Source organism: Paenibacillus sp. W2I17 (genome assembly GCF_030815985.1).
Lineage (GTDB): Bacteria > Bacillota > Bacilli > Paenibacillales > Paenibacillaceae > Paenibacillus.
This window is the reverse complement of record NZ_JAUSXM010000001.1, coordinates 3,890,638-3,909,262: the sequence shown is the minus strand read 5'-3', so window position 1 is coordinate 3,909,262 and position 18,625 is coordinate 3,890,638. Positions and strand designations below refer to the sequence as shown.

The following is an 18,625-nucleotide window of genomic DNA, read 5'->3' as shown; positions in this document are numbered from 1 at the left end:
ATGCGAAGAGTCAACGCACGAGTAATTAAATCGACTTCAGTCAGCAAGAGCAGCAGTTCCACAGCAATTAAAGATGATTCCGGTTCAGTCGGCGATCTCATTTATCCACTCTATCGTCCAGTTGATTTGATCGAGATGAGTAAGGAAAGTACTGTAATCCCTCAATGTATTGATGCATACAAGCAAAATATCGCTGGTTTCGGGTTTGGTCTACAGTACAAAGAGGATGATACCAAGGTCGATGAAACTTCTGAAATGAAAGCGGAGTGGGAACGTGTCAAGGATATCCTACAGTTCTTCAATTTTGATAAACCATTCAAGGATGTATGGGCCGAAGCGATTATGCATCGGGAACAAACCGGGAACGGGTACATCGAAATTATCCGTGATGGAACTGGCCTGCCTGCTGAAGCTGAAAACATGGAACCTGAATATGTCAAGGTTTCCAAGCTTGGCGATCCGGTGGAAGTGACCATGTGGCGCAATGGCAAGCAGTTCAAGCGGAAAAAGAAATTCCGTAGGTATTTGCAGAAAATAAACGGTTTAAAGGTTTGGTTCAAAGCGTTTGGCGATCCGCGTAAAATGTCCTGGAAGACAGGTCAGTATGGCGAAGGTATTCCTCCAGAAGAAGAAGCGAACGAAATCCTGCATCTGAAAATTGGCAGCGGGGCATATGGCGAACCACGCTGGATTAGCCAGTCGCCGCATATGTCGGGCAGTCGTAAGGCGGAAATCCTGAATCTGAACTATTTTGATCAAGGCCGCCATGTGCCAATGGCTATACTTGTCAAAAACGGATTGCTCACAGACGAGAGCGTGAAGCAACTCGAAGAATATGCAAGCAACCTGAACGGCGTTGATCATGCGCATAAATGGTTGGTCCTCGAAGTGGAAGGATTGGACGAAGGGATTACTGAGGATGAAAAGACCAAAGTTGATATTGAAATGAAATCATTGGCCGACATTCTTCAAGGAGATGCCTTATTCCAGACTTACGACGACAACTCGCGTATGAAACAGCAATCTGCATTCAGGCTGCCGGATATCTTCGTTGGCCGCAGCCGTGACTTTAATCGAGCTACAGCAGATAAGGCGCGAGAAATCACGGAAGAACAGGTTTTCCAACCTGAACGCGAAAGCTTGGCTTTCATTTTGAATAACGTATTGCTTGAACCGTACAACCTTCAGCATGTCGAAGTCTTCTTCGAAGGTCCGGACATTTCGGACAGCGAAGATAAAGCTAAGCTGCTGACTGTTTATAATCAGATCGGTGGTGTGTCCCCGAATGATGTTCGCGATGACGTGGGCAAGATCCTCGGCAAAACGGTTGAAGCCTTCGAAGACGAGGGAGCCAATATACCGTTGTCTCTTAGACAACAGCAGACAGGCAACACATTCCCGATTGCTTTGCAAAAGGGGGCTTCACCATCGTCTGAGATCGTCCATGTGCTGAAAGACTTGCGGGACGTACTGGAGGGCATGGGCCATGGAACCAATTGACCGTTTGTTGGCATCCATTGCAACCATCGTCAAAGCTGAGGAAGGTGACATCACAGAGGATATCCCGGATTTCCCAGGACTCCAGAAGGTTCCGGACTACGTGGAAGACTTTGAATCGGCCGTTGCTAAGCTGCTACGTGGTCAACGCAAGTATTTTGTAGATGGGATAAATACGTTCGTGGCAAAAGACGAAACACTGGATACCATCATCAATTTTGTCATGAATGATCTGTTTGCAGCGGACGAATTTGCTGAACTGTTGGGGATTGAAGCATCTATATTTTTGACACTGACTATCACAGATCTGGTGGCTGACATGATGTTTGCCATCGATAAGGACGTTGCTTTTAAAACCCTATCAGGCCGCACTACCAAGTGGATTAAGGAATGGGGCGAGGATCTTGGTAAGATTATGGCCCTCAACTCACACAAGGCCGTGGAAGAAGCCCTGATCACAGCCGTGGATGAAGGCGAATCCATTCAGCAGGCCGTTCAGCGAATCAAGGATCTTCCGCAGTTCGACCGCGAGCGTGCTCGGGTCACAGCACAGACTGAAATACTTGCCGCATCAAGTCGGAGCCAGTGGGAAGCGTACAAGCAAAGCCCGTCAGTCGTCGCCAAACGGTGGCGGCATAGCGGGAGCAAGAACAATAACCCGCGGGAAGCTCACGTAAAGATGGATGGCGATGAGGTGCCGGTAGATGATCCATTTGATGTGAATGGCCATAGCGGAGATTATCCCCGAGATCCGCAGCTTCCACCAGGAGAACGTATTGGATGTAAGTGTGTGATGTCACCTGTTACGGATAAAAAAATATTAGGCCTGAGTCCGGAAGAGAAGGAAGCCATCCGGCAACAGGTCTTGGACGAATTGGAGGACTGATTCTCTATGAAAATCGGTATGGTTCTGCAATCATGCCTATTTGTTATCGGATTAAATCTGAAAGGGGGTGAAAGTGAAAATGCCAAGAGAATTAACGAATGTCGATATCACACACATCAGTTACGTTGATAAAGGCGCTAATCAAAAGCGTTTCTTCCTTACCAAGAGCGCTAAGAAACCGGACTTCCAAAAACAGGTTCGCCTGATTACGAAGGCGGAAGATGCCAAAAGGCTGGTATATGGTGTGGTGTATGAGCCAGGAGCAGAAGATACACATGGTGATATGATGACTGCAGCTGAGATTGAAAAGGCTGTTCATGGGTTCATGAGCAATCTCGCAATTGCCAAGGGTGCAGTTATGGACACGCAGCATGATTTTGATCCAGGTGTCGGTGATGTAGTAGAGTGCTATATTGCTCCTGTAGATTTTGAATTGGGTGACGAGACGATTCTTAAAGGGTCGTGGGTACTCGTGACGAAAGCAAGTGATGAGATTTGGGAACAAATTCAGAGCGGGGAAATTACCGGATATTCTATGGCCGGGACTGCAGAAGCAATTGAAAAACAAGACCAGGAGCCTGATGCCAAGTCGGATGACGAAGCTATGGGCTTTTTTCGTACCATGAAGGCATACTTCACTGGTGGCGCTAAGATTGCCAAAGGCGCAGTTGCAGATAAGTATGAACGTGATCGCCGTCGTCGTGAATTTTGGGCGGCACAGGATGCGCTCAATAGTGTCATCTTCAATTGGGACAGTTGGTACAGCGAGGATCTGGAGAGTGATCCTGAGAAGATTCGGGAAGCCCTTCAAGACTTTGTGACGATTGCTCAAGATGTATTGACCGTAAAAGATATCGCAAAAGAGTTGGGACAACCGCCCGAACAAATTACTAAGGCAGGCAAGAAGATTTCCGATGGCAACATGAAGCATATCGATGATGCTATTGCTGCATTGACTGACCTTAAAAATAAAACGGTTCCTAAAGAAGAGCCTGAGGAGGATGAAATAGTGAAGAAAGAAGACATTGCACAGATCGTGAAGGATGCGCTTGGTCCGCTTACAGATCGTTTGGACAAGTTAGAGAAGGCTGAAGGTGACAATCCGGAAGGGACTACACCGGAGACTGAAGGCGGTATAGCGGATCAATTGAAGGACGTTCTTAAGGAAGCTTTAGCGCCGATTGAATCCCGGTTGGCAACTGTGGAGAAAGCTCGTGGTATTTCCCGTCAAGAAGAAGCTGGCGGACAGCAGGAAGTTACGAAATCGGCTGGCCCCTCTTACATGGCTCATTTTAACAACTAATAGTAATAACTAATCGAGAGGATGATTCAATTGGATAATCAAACAATTATCAGCAAAGACAAAGGGCTTGCTTCAATCCGCAAGTCGGTTAACATTACGATGCCACGAAACGATGCGCAAGCGTTCTTGGTCGATACAGTTGGCAAAGCAACTACATTGGCGAAACTTGCTCCATTCTATCGCAATACCCCAGCGGGGCAAATTGATACGTTGGGCGTGAAAAAACGCCGTATTCGCCAACACACTGGCGATGAGAGTCCTACGGGAGTCGGTGGTATCACTAACGGTAAGATTGATTACGCGGTGAAGAAAGTTTTTTGGGATGAATGGATCGCGGATGATGACGTTTGGTACAACGATAATGCTCGTGACGAAGATATTGAGAGCAAGGTAATTGACCTTGTGCAAACGCAATTCGGTATCGACCTCCAAGATCTGATGTTTAACGGCGATACAACGGCGAAACTGGCTGACGGTACAACCGCTGACCCGTTTTTGTCCATCTTGGACGGCTTCGTCAAAAAAATGAAGACATCTGATTTCAAAACAGAATTGGGAGCTGCCGAACCTACCATTGATGATTTCATCAACCACGCTCTGGTTCTGGACGAAAAGTACTTGAACTTCCCTGATATGACATGGTTCATGAGTAGACGCCTTTATCAAAAAATTGTGGCTCTAATCACAAAACGGCCTACGAACCTGGGGGATACAACATTGGTTAACGGTAAGCTGACTGAAATTGGTGGCTTCCCGATTGAAGTGGTAGAAAACTTGGGCAGCGGCTTTGCAGCACTAACCCCAATGAGCAACCTGAAGCCTGTGTTTACACGCGAATTGCGTTACAAACGTACCGCTGAGGGTGCTGTTGCTGCTGTGAAAGACTCTACTTATCACATCTTGTTTGCCTACGCTGATGCAGTTGTCCGAGAAATCGATGCGGTTGGTTGGATGTCTGGTGACAAGCTGTAATAGCCCACACTTTATACAGGAGGTGCATCAAAAGATGCCGTATTTGAAATATAACAAACAGAAGGGCGCGCTTCACATTGGTGGAGGGCGCTTTTTTTATCCCAATGAGCCGATCGAGGTTAGCGAGGATGAAGCTGAAGCGTTGTTGAAAAGACATTCGGATCTGGAGGAAGTCAAGGCAGATGATAAGGTTACTCCTGCATCCGGTACCGATGTAACCAAGAAATACACTAAAACGCAGCTTAAAAAGCTGACGGAAGATGAACAACTTTCCCTCCTGGTAGAATTGGGTGGTAACCCGGAAGATTCGAATTCTGAGGACGAGCTGATTGAGCAAATCCTGAAGCTTCAGGGGTAAACGATATGGCTCTAATCACACCGCAAGAAATTATTGATTACACGGTGTTCAAGAAGGTCAAGGCGAGAGCCCCGCAGTTGCTTCAGATGGATATCCTGCAGGCGGAAACAGAAGTGTTTGAAGAGGTCGGTCACGATTTCAGTGATTCGACCCTTTATCCCGTTCTGCCACCTGAAGCTCGGCTGGCCCTCATACAGTTGGGACAATACTATGCCCTGGTTAACGGTGATGAGTCGATTGCCAAGGGGATCAAGTCGGAAAGCATTGGCGGTTATTCATACACCTTGGACAACGGCCAGATTATCAGTAAGGCGTCTATCTTGGCCATGTTGCGTAAATTCAAAGTGCAGCCGGTGCAGGGTAACGTCAATATGAGGATGCGATTGTTATGAGTTATTCGGACATGCTTACGGATCGGTGCGACATCTACCATATGCAATCTGCTTCAGCTCCCCCGAGGTTTGGTGTGCCTGGTGCGCCTGATCTCAAATATGGATCGGTACCGGACGCAACAGATGTGCCGTGTTGGTTCGTGGAGAAAGGCCAGTCAATCAATCAAGCTGAGCCAAACAACGAGATCCTACATTCCTTCCTTGTTCATTTTCTCCCAGACACTGATGTTCGGGTGAATGACAAGGTGGTCTGGAATGGGGTGGAGCTGACGCTGCAGGTGCCCCGGGATCTCAGGGGGCATCATTGGGAAGTCACAGCAACAAGGAGGGCTAACCTATGAGCAGGAACCGTGCGGAGATCCGCGGGCTTAATGAATTGATCAGTGGTTTGGATCAGGCAGCCAATGGTGGGTTACGACAAGAATATGCTCTGTGGCTTGATGCAATGGGGTTCGAGTTTCTTGAGTTAATACAAGACGAGATCATCCGGACGAAGACGGTAGACACTCGGCGGCTGCTTAACAGTTTTGACAGGGGCGATGGTGATAACGTTTGGTCAATATCTTCCGGTGGGTTACGGCTTGAGGTTGGTACCAATCTGGAGTATGCCCAATTCGTTAATGACGGTCATTGGACAACTAAGGAAGGTGTAGAACAACGGTGGGTACCTGGACGTTGGCACGGTGATCGATTTGATTATGATGCTGGAGCAAGCACGGGCATGATGCTCAGACGCCAGTGGATTGAGGGTACCCATTATTGGGACACGGCATTAATGATCTTTGAACGCCTATTTGAACGTTCTCTTGAACGTCGCCTGCAAGAATGGCTGGATGCTTTGCCAAGAGGGCGACGTGCTAATAGACGAGGGGGACGTAGACGGTGAATAGTGACGTGGGATCGATCATGGCGGCTTGCTTTCGGGTACACCCCGTTCAAGTTTACACCGATCGCATGCCGCAGGACTTTGTTGTACCGTCTCTTTATTTCCCACAGCCGATTACCGTGGACGCGCCCAACTCCATCAGTTCCTACAGGTTGGATTGTTCATTGGCAGTTAAGGTATTCGCCAAAACGGACGAGCAAGCAGCTGACGCGGCTGAACAAATCGCTCAGACAATCAGACAATCTCGTATGGTCATTCCCATCATCGATGAGGATGGCCATAACACGGGGAAATACATGCGACTCCGCAAAATGGATTCTCGCATCATAGACGAAGGCGTTGCACAGCTCACTTTTACGTGGACTTCCCGGTATCAGTACAACCGGGTGGAATACGAGAAGATGGGCTCTTTGTTTATAAATCAAGGAATTAGGCGGTGAAATCATGAGTGATGTGAAAGAAGAACGTACTACGAAGGCGGCCAAGGCTGCACCTGCAGAACCTCGCTTCAGCAAGGAACAGTTCTTGCAGTCGAGCCGTTATAGCAATGCGCAAAAGGACGTACTCGTGGCTTTGTTGCAAGATGGCCAGACGTACACGCATGAAGAAGTCCTACGACAGATGAATGCATTTAAATCGAGGGAGGTGCGCTAATGGCTGGAGGAATTTGGACAAGACAAAACAAAGTACGCCCAGGCGTATATATGAATTTTGAATCTGTGGGCACTGCAACAACAGCCCTCGGAGAGCGTGGTACGGTGACCATGGCGGTACCGCTGAGTTGGGGGCCATCCAAACAAATGGTAATCGTGGAAGCTGGAGCAGATCCTTTTGATGCGCTTGGATATGACATCACAGCGGCCGAAATGTTGCCCGTTCGCGAGACGTTGAAACGTGCGCAGAAGTTATTGCTCTATCGCCTGAACGAAGGAATTAAGGCAACGGCTACAAGCGGTAACTTGAGAGTGACGGGTATTCATGGCGGTGTAAGGGGTAACGACATCACCATTGTCATTCAATCCAATATTGATGATACGACTAAATTTGACGTTTCCACGTTGGTCGCTGGCGCAGAACAGGACAAGCAGACTGTTTCCGACATCGATGGACTCATCAAAAACGCTTGGGTAACATTCGCAGCATCCGGAGCAGACAAGGATCTCACTGCTTCCGCAGGTGTTCCGCTCACAGGAGGTACCGATGGCGCAGTAACCAATGCTGATCACACCGGATACCTGGAACTACTTGAAGTGACTGACTTCAACACGGTGGGACTGATGTCGGATGATATGACACTTAAGGCTATCTACACCGCTTTTGTTAAGCGGCAGCGAGAGAATGAAGGTAAGAAGATTCAACTGGTGGTACCGAACTACCCTACAGCCGACTATGATGGCGTGATCAGTGTCAAAAACGGCGTTGTATTGTCCGACCAGACTGTGATTGACCGGGTGAAAGCTGTTGCTTGGGTTGCCGGCGCAACGGCCGGAGCTGCGGTTAGTCAGTCTTTGACTTATGCCGCTTATGACGATGCAGTGGATGTTGATGTGAAGTATACCAACACCCAGATCGAAGAGGCACTGTTGGGTGGGGAATTCCTGTTCACGGCAAGCCGGGGTCGTGCCATTGTGGAACAAGACATTAACACCTTCCGGACGTATACCCTGACCAAGGGGGCAGAGCGTTCCAAGAACCGGGTTATCCGGGTGTTGGATGGCTTAGCTAACGATTTCAAGGACACATTCGAACTATACTACATTGGCAAAACGGACAATTCCGCAGATGGTCGCAATTTGTTCCGTTCTGCCTTGACCAACATTGTAAACAGCTATCAGGGATTCGGCGCTATCCAGAATTTTAATAGTCAAACGGATGTGTCTGTTCTGCCTGGAGAAGCCAAGGATGCTATATTCGTCGAACTGGACATCCAACCAGTGGATAGTATCGAGAAAATTTATATGAGAGTGCGGGTGAAGTAATCTATGCCAGGATATTTGAAGGCGCAGGATGCCATCTCAGGGCAGGAAGGCCGAGCTTTCGCTACAATTAACGGCATTGCAGAAGAAATGTTCTATGTGAAGACGCTTGAAGCTACAGTTGAGAAGCAGAAGGCTGAGATTAAGACACTGGGTCGTCGTGGTGTACAACACAAAGCAACGGGCTGGTCTGGTTCGGGGTCGATGACTATTTACTACACCACATCCCGTTATCGTCAGCTGATGCTGGAATATATGAAAAATGGTAAGGATACGTATTTTGATGTTCAGATTACTAATGACGACCCCACTTCCAGCATTGGTGAGCAAACGGTGGTGCTAAAAGGCGTTAACTTAGACAGCGTGGTTATTGCCAAGTTGGACACTGAAGCAGATGCGTTGGATGAAGAGGTTAGTTTCACGTTTGACGATGTTGATATGCCGAATACATTTACTGCACCGACATTGGGCTAACAAAATTTAAATTGAAGTGGAGAGATTGAACAATGAGTAAGAATATGGCGTTTTTCATGAAAGGGCAGGCAGCTGAGGTTAAAGAAGAGGAAGTCATTATCACTCAGCGTTATAAAGATGAAAAGGGAAAGGTTATCCCGTTTATCATGAAGGCCTTGGGGACAACCCGGATTGACGAGTTGGAAACGGAATGCACCAAGCCGGAAATTAAGAAGGGTAAGAAAGTTGGCGAAAAGCTTGACGGCAAACGGTTGTCCCTCCGGATTGCCATTGAGTCAACGTTGTACCCTGACTTTAGAGATGCTGAATTGCTCAAGTCATACGGCCTGACCGATCCTGTTGATTTGGCTAAGGCCGTCCTTTCTGTAGGTGGAGAATATATGGAATGGATGCAGGAATCCAATCGGATCAACGGTTTTGACGAATCCGAAGATGAACTGATCGATGACGTAAAAAACTAATCAAGTCCGATGATCGGGATGCCGTATACGCCCATTATGCCCTGCATAAGCTGCATATCTTGCCGCAGGATCTATGGGGGATGGACCCGTACCATCGGGCTTTTATTTACGGCTCAATCGATCAGTATCTTACTGATCAAGAACGAGAAAATAAGAAACGTAAGTAAGGGGCCGATGGGCCCCCTTTTTTGCGTAGGAAGGAAGATGTGAATGGCAACGTTAACGGCGTTGTTTGATATCCGAGACCGTATAAGTAATCGCGTTAGGCAAATGGGCGGAAATTTTCAGCGACTGAGGGATACTATAAACCAGGTGCAACGGCGGGTTGAATCGTTATCGCGTACCAGGGCGATTATTCAGACTCGGCTACGCGATAATGCAACGCGGGGGCTAAATCGGATCAGGGATCTGCAAAACTACTTGAATCGGCGTGCCACGGTTATTCGGACAGCTATCCGAGATCGGGCCAGTCGAGGTTTAGCACGGCTCAGAAGTTTGGCTGAAGATATTCGTCGCAGACCAGTAACGATTGCAGCTCGTGTCAGAGACTGGGCTACTAGAGCACTTAATGATTTAGCCGCACAAGTACCGCGTATAAGTCGCCTGGTCGCTGTAATCAGTACACGATTGCGTGACGATGCATCAGCCGGATTGGTTCGGATCAGGGCGACCATGGCTTATCTCAGGTGGCGCAGAGCTGTATTAAGGACACATTTGAGAGATATGGCGACCAGGGGACTTGTGCGCATACGTCGTTTGGGGGATGCGTTACATCGTGGAGCTGTAGTAATTGGGACCAAACTGAGGGATCTCGCAACACGAGGGTTAACCCGTATCCGTTCACTTGCAACGGCACTCGGATCGTATACAGCAACTCTGCGCACTCGTTTACGTGATGCTGCAACCCGGGGATTGACACGGTTGCGTTCATTGGCCCGTAACCTTAACAGTATGAGAGTTACGATACAAACGCGGGCACGAGACTTGGCTACCCGTGGATTGAACAGGGTGCGTGACTTGGCTCGTCGGGTGGGCGCAGTAACAGCGACTGTGGTTGTCAGGGTCAAGGACCTTGCAACTCGTGCTATCGCTCGTATTGAGAGTGCAGCAGCGGGAATCCAAAACCGTATGTTTAGCCTGGGGGCAGCTGTCGGTGGTACGGCCATCCTTGCACAAGGTGCAAACGCATTTGAGACCGACGCAAGGGCATCAGCAATCAGCGGTATCAGCCAACCTCAGGTTACATCTATGACGGATCAAATTTATTATGGCGAAAACATCGGCACCGAACGTTCTGGGGTTGCTCAGTCTCTCGTTGATTTCGCTCAGCAGACTAATCTGCAGGGCAAGGCGCTTCAAGAAGCCGCCAGAACATCAGCCATGTTTGCGCAGTTGTACGGTAAAGACATACCTGAGGTTGACCGTGCTTTTGCATCGGCATATAAAAATCAACTGGGAAGCATGGGCGAGATCGGGGATGTGTCTGCGTACGTGCTTAAAAACGCGGGAGATCAGTACGATGATTACCTGGATACGATCAATGAATACAGTTCTACGTTTAAGGACCTGCAGCTCAACATGGGTCAGGTAGGTTCGGCATTTGTCGCGGCCATTCAAGCTGGTGGCCGGAATTTCGATGAACCTGCAGATATGTTCCGCGAATTCAACATTCGTAGGAATGAATTGACGGACAATCAGATCACAGCTATGGCTAAAGTGCTCGGTAAGGCCCGTACTAAGGAACTTTACAAATCTATGGATGCGGGAACGTTATCCGGTGAAAAAGTAATGTTTGAATTTGCTACAGCCTTGTCCAAAATTCCGAGCGAAGCCCAACGTGCCTTGTATGCAACGGAACTACTAGGTACCAAATATGAAGACATCAAGGAACCGGTATTGGCCGCAGCTCGTGCTATCAATGAGCCAATCGAAGCCAGCAAAGAACTGGAGAAACAATTCACATCGATGCGGGAAAACAATCCCATGACACCGACCAACGATGCAAGTCGTGCTCTCGGCAAGACACTCAAGACTATAGGGCAATCAGTGATAACCGCAGTTACTCCAGCGTTCATTGAGCTCAACAAATGGGCATCTTCACCAGAAGGACAAAAATCGATAGCCAAGTTTACAGAAAGTGTAGCTGAACTGTCGGGCGAGCTTGCCAATGGGTTGTCCAAAGGCATCCAATGGGTGATTGAAAACTGGGATACATTGTTGCCCATCCTGAAAGTGGTCGGTGTTGCGTTTTTAGGTGTCTATGGTGCTGCGAAAGGATATCAGGTATTCAAAGGTTTGTGGGGTGCCCTATTAGTAGGATGGAAAATTCTTAAGGGCTTGTGGAGTGTATTGAAATGGGTAGGAAGTGCCTTGCTTTGGTTGGGCAAAGGTTTTGTTAAAGTGCTCAAATGGGCAAAACCATTTTTGCCTTGGATCGGTCGTGTAGCTGGTGGGTTGGTGCGGTTTATACCTGTCATCGGATGGGTTATAACTGCACTTGGTTTGCTCTGGGCAGCCTGGAAGAACTGGGATACGATTAAAGGTATAGTTGCAAACGCATTTCAAGGTGCCAAAGACGCTGTTTCTGAAGGGGTCAACTGGATACTAAGAAAAATCAATTGGTTGATTCAGAAACTCAACGGCTTAAGTATTCCTTTACCTGAGAATCTAGGGGGTCCCATAGGTTTCAATATTTCTGAGATTCCATTGTTGGAAACACAAGCTATGCGGGACACCAACAAGACGGTTTCGCAAGTTGCTCGTGACGCAGGTTTCCCCAATGTTGCAGAAAACTATTTCAAAAATCATTCGAACGGGATTTCAGGAATACCTTATGACGACTACAAGGCCAACCTTCATAAAGGTGAAACTGTCCTTCCACGTGAAGAAGCCGATCTGATCCGCGGAATGGCAGCGTCGGGTGGAAGTCAGTCTTCCACACCTGCAGCAGCTCCAATCAGTATTAATATCACAGGTGACAACCACTATCACAATGAGATGGATGCAAGACAAGTTGTTAAAATCATTAAAAAGGAATTGGAAGACGAACATAATCTTGGACCACAGGGGGTGCAATTCGTATGAGTCGGAGTCGTGAAGTTTGGCTATCATTTAACAACAACGCTGAGCGGTTGCGCCTTCCGGTCAATCCTCCAGATATCACAATCGGTAACGCCAGCCAAACTACAACAGTGGACGTGGCTGGGATCGGTGAAGTGGCCATAATCAATGATCCGGTTCTCAAGACGTTCGAGTTCAACAGCTTCTTCCCCGCAACTTGGGGGCCATATTGCGAGTATGAGGACATTCCGAATCCTAAACAGGCTGTAGCCATGATTGAAAAGTGGAAGGCATCAAGCAAACCGATCCGTTTCCTTGTTTCTGGTACCGCTTGGAATTTCGCGGCAACGGTTGAAGACTTTGTGCACCGGGAAGAAGGCGGAGACGTCGAAACGATCTATTATGACTTATCTCTTAGAGAATACAAATTCGTGACGATTCGTAAGCTTGATACATCCAAAAAGGCCAGTAATGGAAGCACGAAGGTGACCACGAGCAGCACGGCGGCACGACCAAGTACAAAGACGACACCAGCCAGTTACACGGTGAAGTCTGGCGACAGCTTATGGAAGATCGCACAAGCAAACGGAACAACGTGGCAGAAGCTTGCTGAACTGAACAAAATCAAAGCACCTTACACGATCAAGCCAGGGCAGGGGCTGAAGCTGAAATGATGGATCTGTTTGTTGTTCGAAGCGATGGGACATATGAGTTGCCTGTGCAAGATGTGGAATGGTCTGGCCAAAAGTTGAAAGCCCCTCGAACCCTTTCGGCGACTATCCTATCCACGACGCGGGGGATGCATCGAAAACAGCCAGTGGATGTGGGGGATCAGTTGTTATTCAAGTGGAAAGGTGAGGAACTTTTCCGAGGAACTGTTTTTACCAAGGATCGCACCAAGAGTGGCAGCCTGGCTTTAACAGCCTATGACGATCTAGTGTACCTTACCAAATCTGAGGACAAATACGTATTTACCGGGAAAACGCTGGGTGAGATAGTCCGGCGTATTTGTGGTGACTTCGGCATCCCGATCGGCAAGATTGCAGACACGCCGCATAAGCTTACCCGCATTCTTCAGGGGACGTTGTTCGATATGATCTTGACAGCAATAAGCCTGACATATAAGCATAACCGTGTTAAATACTACTTGTATTCCGAGAAGGGCAAGCTTCACCTAACCAAGCGCGTGGATCTCGCACATAAATGGGTGATCGAAGACGGGGCTAACCTTGTGGATTATTCATTTGCGCAGTCGATCGAGGACACTTATACCCAAGTTAAATTGACGTCTACCACAACTACCAAGGGCAAAGACGGCAAGGGAACAAAGTCTACACACATTGCCAAGGTCGATAATCCTACAACCAAGAAGCGATTCGGAACATTGCAATATTACGAGGAAGTGTCCGACGAGCTGAACAAGGCGCAGCTGATGCAACGCGCGACGTCCATAATGATGGAAAAAGGAAAGATAGGCGAGACGTTTTCCATCGATGCGCTCGGTATCGCACCTATGATCTCTGGATCTGCAGTATATGTAATAGCCAAGGAGCTCGGCGTTAGCCGGGCTTTTTATGTTGATGAGGATAACCATTCCTTTAGTGGCAATGAACATATGATGTCTCTTACTTTGACTAAGACCGATGATCTGCCAGATATTGATGTGACTGTTGAACCGGAAGAAAGCGATTCTGACAAAGATAAGGACAAAGACAAGTCCAAGAAGAAAGACGGCAAGAAAAAGAGCAAGGAAGATGAGGACAAAGAGTTTGCGGAACAACTTCGCAAGGAAATTTTGGGGTGATGACATGTTGGACATTATCAAGAAAGCTGCAGTAGCCGCAATGGAAGCAGCCGGTCCTGTTCAATTGCTTGAAGCTACAGTATTAACACCGCCACCAGCCATAAGTATACAAATAGGTTTGGATTCTAAAAATCCCATTCCTGCAGCAATGTTATCCTTCTCAGAACGTTTAACATCCTACGAAAGGGAAGCGGAATTGGAAGGTGAATTTGAGATAGATGGAACCCTTCAAACAGCAGATTACTCAGGCAACGCGAAAATATCGGGTGGGGGCACTTTCTCGGGTAAGATCAAATTTATCAATGAGTTGAAGGCTGGAGATAAAGTATTGATTATGAGTTTTCAAGGTGGCCAGTCGTTTTATATCGCAGAAAGGTTGGTGAAATATGGCGCTGACTCCTGATTTGAATATTCAAGTGCCGGATCTCTTCAGTTCTGAGGTACAGCCGACTCGGACATATTCATTTGATCCAGCAACTGGCGAAATTGGACGAGCTATAGATGGGCTGGATGCGATGAAGCAATTTATCATCAAAGCCATCCGGACGATCCGATTTGAGCATGTCATATATCCCGACTCCTACGGTGCCGAATCTGATACTGTTGTGGGCCTAGCGTCAAGTGCGGGTTTTGTAGCATCGGAACTGCCAAGGGTTATCACTGAGGCATTGATTTACGATGAGCGAATCAGCGAGGTAAAGGATTTTGATATCGAGCAGCAGGGCGACAGTGCAACGGTCACATTCACCGTTGTCACAAACGAAGGGGATCTGCGGCTAACGGAGGTGGTCGGTAGTGTTTGATACAGAAGAATACGAATATGAAGCCATCTTGCAAAGGATGCTTGATAGGGTGCCTGATGATTTGGACAAGCGCCCTGGAAGTATTATTTATGATTCATTAGCACCTGCAGCAGCTGAATTCGCTCAGATGTACATCGATTTATCTGCCGGTGACGACTTATACAACGTCGATACAGCAACGGGAGAATACCTTACTGAAGGAGCAGCTGAATGGGGGGTTAATCGGAAGCAAGCAACGTTTGCAGTTCGAAAAGGCACATTTTTGGATTCGAATGGAGCGGGTATTGATGTAACCATCGGTAGCCGCTTTTTTATTGAGGATTTGAATTACTCAGTCACCGAAAGAGTTTCACAAGGCGTTTACAAAGTGACTTCTGAAACTGCAGGAGTCTTGGGAAATGCCCCATTCGGTTCGTTGCTACCAATGGAGTACATTAACGATTTAGCGTCGGCAACCTTGAACGACATCCTGGTACCTGGGGAAGACGAGGAAACGGACGACCAGCTGCGTGAACGATTTTTTGTTGAAATTAATGAACAACCTTTTGGCGGTAATGTTGCTGATTACCGCCAGATGATTAGAGCGTTGGACGGGGTTGGGGCAGTGCGAATCACTCCAGTTTGGCAAGGGGGCGGCTCCGTCAAAGCAACGATAATGGCAACCGGGAATGTTCCACCTTCAACGGCTTTGATCAATCAGTTGCAAGAACTCGTTGATCCGGTGGCTTTGGCAGGACAAGGGCTCGGATTAGCTCCAATCGGCCATACCGTAACGATAGATGGGGTTACCTGGTTCACGATCAACATTACAACCACATTGACACTAGATGGCGATACAACAATCGGACAAGTACAGCAAGACGTTGAAGAAGTGATCAATGCTTACCTCCTTGCTTTACGTCAATCATGGGAAACTGAGGCACCATTGATTATACGAGTTGCGCCACTCGAATCGCGCATACTGACCGTTTCCGGCGTTGTAGATGTGATTGGTACACAATTAAATGGGTCTACTGCCAACATCACTCTGACGGTTGATCAGGTGCCGCAACGAGGGACGGTGACACTTAATGAGTAGACTCGTGGAGTATCTGCCGCCGTATTATGTGGACAGCAAGCAGATGACTTCATTACTGATGGCACAGGAGATAGAGTTAGATAACATTGCTACCGGGATATTGCGTCAACGTAACGACATGTTCATCATGACAGCCAGCTCGACGGCAGTACGGCGTAGAGAAAAGATGTTGCGTATTCAGGCTGATCCTTCAAAGGAATCTTTAGACTTCCGCCGCCGGCGCATCATTAACCGTCAATCGACCAAACCGCCGTTCACTCAGCGTTGGCTTCAGGCTCAGCTCGATCGGTTGATCGGTCCGGGTATGGCCGTCGTGACGGTAAAGCCAACAGAGTTCTTGCTATTGGTCACGACAAATATTGAGAACGCCAACCTGTTTCGGGAAGTGCAACACACTGTCCAAATAGTGAAACCAGCCAATATGGTGTACCAGCAAAACACTTCCTTACGGCACAGGATCAGTGTTAAACATACGACCGTCAAACGAGATGTGTCTTGGAATTATGGATTGGACGGTGGTTGGGAACTCGGTGAAAAGTCATTCGCTGATTTAGGTCCGGAGGTGGTCTTATGATCGATCAAGAAATATTGAACGAATTGGCCGCACATTTGAACTCCCGTATCACTAAGGTAGTCATCAATGGGGTATATGAGATAACCAACTTTTCAGAAAAAGCGGTCACGGAATCAACAGTTGCGGTTAACTTTTTGATTCCTGCTGCGGACGTGTCCATGGTCACTTTGATTGAGGTTAAAGGTCCGAATATCCGAGTGAGCTCGAAGCCAGTCAATTTGCCCGTTATATCGGACACGCTGATGCTGGAGACGTTTGAAATAGAGGAGGCTACAGACTGATGGCAAAAACAGATTGGAAGATAAGTGACAAAGTTAAGCCTGATGATATGAATGCGATCGGAGAGGAAATTAACGGGCTGCATGATGGGTTTATTAAAAAATCGATTGTCATTCCTGCGGGAGAAGACCTTAATACCTATATGGAAGAAGGCAACTATTATTGCCCGGCTAATGCTACTGTAGAAACCTTGCTTAATTCTCCAACAGAAGAGGCCTTCCATTTAACGGTTGAGCCACATGCGGGAGTGTTGCAAACCCTAACCACTTTTCAGCCTGGGAATCTGGAAGTGTACCAAAGAAACTACTATTTCGGATGGGGTCCGTGGAATAAAGTACCTACAAGAGACGAACTTGAAGAGATACTGCCCCTGGCCAACGCGAACGCTCAGACTTATGTAAATGAACGACCGTGGCAAAAATTCAAGCTTACAGAGGATAGCGGGGACGTTAAAATCCTTCCCTCTAATTCTAACTTGAATAACGTGCTAGCGCCTGGCTTTTATTACGCACCATTTTTTTCAACTAATGCGCCGGAAATGGGAACCTGGTACGTAGAAGTTATATCTTATTCCGAGAGCTTTTTAATGCAACGAGCTACAGGATTCTCGAAAGTGTATGTGAGAAATCGCGATAACGGTGATTGGTTCCCGTGGATATTGCAAACACCACAACCAAAAGTATGGGGGGCGTTTTAGATGGCTGACATCATTAAAAAGCTGTATGGAGGTTACATGTCAACGGTAGCAGATACGTCAATTTATACGCCTCCTACCGGGAAAAGGACCGTTCTAAAATCGATGACAGTTTGCAATTCAAGTCCAACAGCGCAAAATTTTTTCATTCGGTTAAACGGTATTGATTTTGTGTGGAGTCGCTCTATAAAACCTTATGAAACTTTAGTGATCCCCGTATTTGACCAAGTGTTGTTCTCGGGACAAACTATAACTGTATGGGCGCAAACAGCCAATACAATCCATGTTAGGTTGAGTGGGTACGACACGGATAGAACGGATTTAATTACGTTCAGATTTAGGGCGACAACATCGGATATAACCGTATCGAGTGGTAAGTTTTTAGTAAAATCAATTGCTATATGTACTGCCGCTAATGATCCAATTACGTTTGATATGAAGTTTGGGTCTAATTACATTATTTGCAATCATCCTTTGAAACCACTAGACACGATGTTAATACCTACTTTAGATCAAATAATAGAAAGCGGAGAAGGTATTGCTTCGAAGGTATCCAATACTAATACGGCTGTTTTCGTTCATATCAATGCACAGGTGGTGACATAATGCCGACACTTGATAATTTTGAATTGAGCAATTACGGGTTGGGTGGTCCCATTTCAGGAAATCAAGAATTGGGCAACGGCGCAATTTTTAGAAGAGCGGATATGTTACAAACTTCAAACACCACTCCAACAGAGGTTCTAGGTGTAAGGTTCAATAAATCAGGAGGGACAATTAAAGTCAGATTTAATTTATGGCGATATCCAGGTAGTGGGAATATTTCAAATGCACGAGTTTATGTAAATGATATAGCTTATGGCACCGTGAGAACCTCTACTGATACTCAACCAGGCATAACTTTTGAAGAAACTGTATCTTTTAGAGTGGGAGATAAGGTGTCTATATATATCTGGAGCACTAACGGCGCGGGTAGCGTCTATATAACCCAAGTGTCTATGCTATCAGATTTTTTGACAATAGAAAGAGAAGGTTAGTCGCAATATAGAGAGATAGCAGGGGGAAAGGGTGTGACGTTGTGAGAGGGGTGATATAAGTCAGGTGAATATAGAAAACACAGCACGTCCG

Annotated in this window: 24 protein-coding genes; all 24 read left to right on the top strand. The window is 47.2% G+C overall.

Annotated elements, in window-relative coordinates; genetic code table 11:
* The 24 genes from QF041_RS17340 to QF041_RS17225 all read left to right on the top strand — a co-directional run bounded on the left by QF041_RS17340 (position 1) and on the right by QF041_RS17225 (position 18,534).
* Positions 1-1,500, top strand: coding sequence for a phage portal protein (locus QF041_RS17340; protein WP_307415091.1), 1,500 nt, complete (start codon positions 1-3; stop codon positions 1,498-1,500).
* Positions 1,487-2,383 carry a phage minor head protein gene (locus tag QF041_RS17335; RefSeq protein ID WP_307415090.1) on the top strand — a complete coding sequence of 299 codons (897 nt, stop codon included), beginning with the start codon at positions 1,487-1,489 and terminating at the stop codon, positions 2,381-2,383. The genes QF041_RS17340 and QF041_RS17335 overlap by 14 nt, the downstream gene beginning before the upstream one ends.
* Positions 2,384-2,462: 79 nt before the next feature.
* Positions 2,463-3,686, top strand: a complete 1,224-nt coding sequence (locus QF041_RS17330; protein WP_307415089.1) for an XkdF-like putative serine protease domain-containing protein — start codon at positions 2,463-2,465, stop codon at positions 3,684-3,686.
* Positions 3,687-3,716: 30 nt separating this feature from the next.
* Positions 3,717-4,658, top strand: a complete 942-nt coding sequence (locus QF041_RS17325) for a phage major capsid protein (RefSeq protein WP_063564831.1) — start codon at positions 3,717-3,719, stop codon at positions 4,656-4,658.
* Between the two features lie 34 nt (positions 4,659-4,692).
* Positions 4,693-5,016: a hypothetical protein gene (locus tag QF041_RS17320; RefSeq protein ID WP_307415088.1), complete on the top strand. Its 324-nt coding sequence runs from the start codon at positions 4,693-4,695 to the stop codon at positions 5,014-5,016.
* A 5-nt stretch (positions 5,017-5,021) separates the two neighbouring features.
* Positions 5,022-5,408, top strand: coding sequence for a protein YqbG (gene yqbG, locus QF041_RS17315; protein WP_307415087.1), 387 nt, complete (start codon positions 5,022-5,024; stop codon positions 5,406-5,408).
* The gene (locus tag QF041_RS17310) at positions 5,405-5,749 is read left to right on the top strand and encodes a DUF3599 family protein (protein ID WP_307415086.1); all 345 of its coding nucleotides are present in this window, start codon (positions 5,405-5,407) and stop codon (positions 5,747-5,749) included. Before yqbG ends, QF041_RS17310 begins: the two co-directional genes overlap by 4 nt.
* A complete protein-coding gene (locus QF041_RS17305) occupies positions 5,746-6,294 on the top strand; it encodes an HK97 gp10 family phage protein (RefSeq protein WP_307415085.1) in 549 nt (182 codons plus the stop codon). The genes QF041_RS17310 and QF041_RS17305 overlap by 4 nt, the downstream gene beginning before the upstream one ends.
* Positions 6,291-6,734 carry a phage tail terminator family protein gene (locus QF041_RS17300; RefSeq protein WP_307415084.1) on the top strand — a complete coding sequence of 148 codons (444 nt, stop codon included), beginning with the start codon at positions 6,291-6,293 and terminating at the stop codon, positions 6,732-6,734. The genes QF041_RS17305 and QF041_RS17300 overlap by 4 nt, the downstream gene beginning before the upstream one ends.
* 4 nt (positions 6,735-6,738) lie before the next feature.
* Positions 6,739-6,948, top strand: coding sequence for a hypothetical protein (locus QF041_RS17295; RefSeq protein WP_074093021.1), 210 nt, complete (start codon positions 6,739-6,741; stop codon positions 6,946-6,948).
* Positions 6,948-8,273: a phage tail sheath family protein gene (locus tag QF041_RS17290; RefSeq protein WP_307415083.1), complete on the top strand. Its 1,326-nt coding sequence runs from the start codon at positions 6,948-6,950 to the stop codon at positions 8,271-8,273. Before QF041_RS17295 ends, QF041_RS17290 begins: the two co-directional genes overlap by 1 nt.
* A gap of 3 nt (positions 8,274-8,276) precedes the next feature.
* Positions 8,277-8,744, top strand: coding sequence for a phage tail tube protein (locus QF041_RS17285; RefSeq protein ID WP_307415082.1), 468 nt, complete (start codon positions 8,277-8,279; stop codon positions 8,742-8,744).
* Between the two features lie 32 nt (positions 8,745-8,776).
* On the top strand, positions 8,777-9,205 hold the full coding sequence (locus QF041_RS17280) for a phage tail assembly chaperone (protein WP_074093024.1): 429 nt from the start codon (positions 8,777-8,779) through the stop codon (positions 9,203-9,205).
* A gap of 210 nt (positions 9,206-9,415) precedes the next feature.
* Positions 9,416-12,289, top strand: a complete 2,874-nt coding sequence (locus QF041_RS17275; RefSeq protein ID WP_307415081.1) for a phage tail tape measure protein — start codon at positions 9,416-9,418, stop codon at positions 12,287-12,289.
* Entirely contained in the window at positions 12,286-12,939 is a 654-nt protein-coding gene (locus tag QF041_RS17270) for a LysM peptidoglycan-binding domain-containing protein (protein WP_307415080.1), read from the top strand. The genes QF041_RS17275 and QF041_RS17270 overlap by 4 nt, the downstream gene beginning before the upstream one ends.
* Positions 12,936-14,069 carry an XkdQ/YqbQ family protein gene (locus tag QF041_RS17265; protein WP_307415078.1) on the top strand — a complete coding sequence of 378 codons (1,134 nt, stop codon included), beginning with the start codon at positions 12,936-12,938 and terminating at the stop codon, positions 14,067-14,069. The genes QF041_RS17270 and QF041_RS17265 overlap by 4 nt, the downstream gene beginning before the upstream one ends.
* Before the next feature lie 4 nt (positions 14,070-14,073).
* Positions 14,074-14,472: a DUF2577 family protein gene (locus tag QF041_RS17260; protein WP_307415077.1), complete on the top strand. Its 399-nt coding sequence runs from the start codon at positions 14,074-14,076 to the stop codon at positions 14,470-14,472.
* The gene (locus tag QF041_RS17255) at positions 14,456-14,872 is read left to right on the top strand and encodes a DUF2634 domain-containing protein (RefSeq protein WP_307415076.1); all 417 of its coding nucleotides are present in this window, start codon (positions 14,456-14,458) and stop codon (positions 14,870-14,872) included. The genes QF041_RS17260 and QF041_RS17255 overlap by 17 nt, the downstream gene beginning before the upstream one ends.
* Positions 14,873-14,921: 49 nt before the next feature.
* Positions 14,922-15,950 (top strand): baseplate J/gp47 family protein, encoded by a 1,029-nt coding sequence (locus tag QF041_RS17250; protein ID WP_307415075.1) that lies wholly within the window; start codon positions 14,922-14,924, stop codon positions 15,948-15,950.
* Entirely contained in the window at positions 15,943-16,524 is a 582-nt protein-coding gene (locus QF041_RS17245) for a putative phage tail protein (protein WP_307415074.1), read from the top strand. Before QF041_RS17250 ends, QF041_RS17245 begins: the two co-directional genes overlap by 8 nt.
* Positions 16,521-16,805: a ketopantoate hydroxymethyltransferase gene (locus QF041_RS17240; protein WP_307415073.1), complete on the top strand. Its 285-nt coding sequence runs from the start codon at positions 16,521-16,523 to the stop codon at positions 16,803-16,805. The genes QF041_RS17245 and QF041_RS17240 overlap by 4 nt, the downstream gene beginning before the upstream one ends.
* On the top strand, positions 16,805-17,500 hold the full coding sequence (locus tag QF041_RS17235) for a pyocin knob domain-containing protein (protein WP_307415072.1): 696 nt from the start codon (positions 16,805-16,807) through the stop codon (positions 17,498-17,500). Before QF041_RS17240 ends, QF041_RS17235 begins: the two co-directional genes overlap by 1 nt.
* The gene (locus QF041_RS17230; protein ID WP_307415071.1) at positions 17,501-18,103 is read left to right on the top strand and encodes a hypothetical protein; all 603 of its coding nucleotides are present in this window, start codon (positions 17,501-17,503) and stop codon (positions 18,101-18,103) included.
* The gene (locus tag QF041_RS17225) at positions 18,103-18,534 is read left to right on the top strand and encodes a hypothetical protein (protein WP_307415070.1); all 432 of its coding nucleotides are present in this window, start codon (positions 18,103-18,105) and stop codon (positions 18,532-18,534) included. Before QF041_RS17230 ends, QF041_RS17225 begins: the two co-directional genes overlap by 1 nt.
* The last annotated feature ends 91 nt before the right edge of the window (positions 18,535-18,625 follow it).

Excerpts from the sequence above, each read along its gene's own strand:
- QF041_RS17340 (WP_307415091.1), top strand. The coding sequence starts at position 1 with ATGCGAAGAGTCAACGCACGAGTAATTAAATCGACTTCAGTCAGCAAG.
- QF041_RS17270 (WP_307415080.1), top strand. The coding sequence starts at position 12,286 with ATGAGTCGGAGTCGTGAAGTTTGGCTATCATTTAACAACAACGCTGAG.
- QF041_RS17265 (WP_307415078.1), top strand. The coding sequence starts at position 12,936 with ATGATGGATCTGTTTGTTGTTCGAAGCGATGGGACATATGAGTTGCCT.
- QF041_RS17330 (WP_307415089.1), top strand. The coding sequence starts at position 2,463 with ATGCCAAGAGAATTAACGAATGTCGATATCACACACATCAGTTACGTT.
- QF041_RS17310 (WP_307415086.1), top strand. The coding sequence starts at position 5,405 with ATGAGTTATTCGGACATGCTTACGGATCGGTGCGACATCTACCATATG.
- QF041_RS17305 (WP_307415085.1), top strand. The coding sequence starts at position 5,746 with ATGAGCAGGAACCGTGCGGAGATCCGCGGGCTTAATGAATTGATCAGT.
- QF041_RS17320 (WP_307415088.1), top strand. The coding sequence starts at position 4,693 with ATGCCGTATTTGAAATATAACAAACAGAAGGGCGCGCTTCACATTGGT.
- QF041_RS17280 (WP_074093024.1), top strand. The coding sequence starts at position 8,777 with ATGAGTAAGAATATGGCGTTTTTCATGAAAGGGCAGGCAGCTGAGGTT.
- yqbG (WP_307415087.1), top strand. The coding sequence starts at position 5,022 with ATGGCTCTAATCACACCGCAAGAAATTATTGATTACACGGTGTTCAAG.
- QF041_RS17225 (WP_307415070.1), top strand. The coding sequence starts at position 18,103 with ATGCCGACACTTGATAATTTTGAATTGAGCAATTACGGGTTGGGTGGT.
- QF041_RS17240 (WP_307415073.1), top strand. The coding sequence starts at position 16,521 with ATGATCGATCAAGAAATATTGAACGAATTGGCCGCACATTTGAACTCC.
- QF041_RS17245 (WP_307415074.1), top strand. The coding sequence starts at position 15,943 with ATGAGTAGACTCGTGGAGTATCTGCCGCCGTATTATGTGGACAGCAAG.
- QF041_RS17255 (WP_307415076.1), top strand. The coding sequence starts at position 14,456 with ATGGCGCTGACTCCTGATTTGAATATTCAAGTGCCGGATCTCTTCAGT.
- QF041_RS17260 (WP_307415077.1), top strand. The coding sequence starts at position 14,074 with ATGTTGGACATTATCAAGAAAGCTGCAGTAGCCGCAATGGAAGCAGCC.
- QF041_RS17295 (WP_074093021.1), top strand. The coding sequence starts at position 6,739 with ATGAGTGATGTGAAAGAAGAACGTACTACGAAGGCGGCCAAGGCTGCA.
- QF041_RS17235 (WP_307415072.1), top strand. The coding sequence starts at position 16,805 with ATGGCAAAAACAGATTGGAAGATAAGTGACAAAGTTAAGCCTGATGAT.
- QF041_RS17275 (WP_307415081.1), top strand. The coding sequence starts at position 9,416 with ATGGCAACGTTAACGGCGTTGTTTGATATCCGAGACCGTATAAGTAAT.
- QF041_RS17290 (WP_307415083.1), top strand. The coding sequence starts at position 6,948 with ATGGCTGGAGGAATTTGGACAAGACAAAACAAAGTACGCCCAGGCGTA.
- QF041_RS17230 (WP_307415071.1), top strand. The coding sequence starts at position 17,501 with ATGGCTGACATCATTAAAAAGCTGTATGGAGGTTACATGTCAACGGTA.
- QF041_RS17335 (WP_307415090.1), top strand. The coding sequence starts at position 1,487 with ATGGAACCAATTGACCGTTTGTTGGCATCCATTGCAACCATCGTCAAA.
- QF041_RS17285 (WP_307415082.1), top strand. The coding sequence starts at position 8,277 with ATGCCAGGATATTTGAAGGCGCAGGATGCCATCTCAGGGCAGGAAGGC.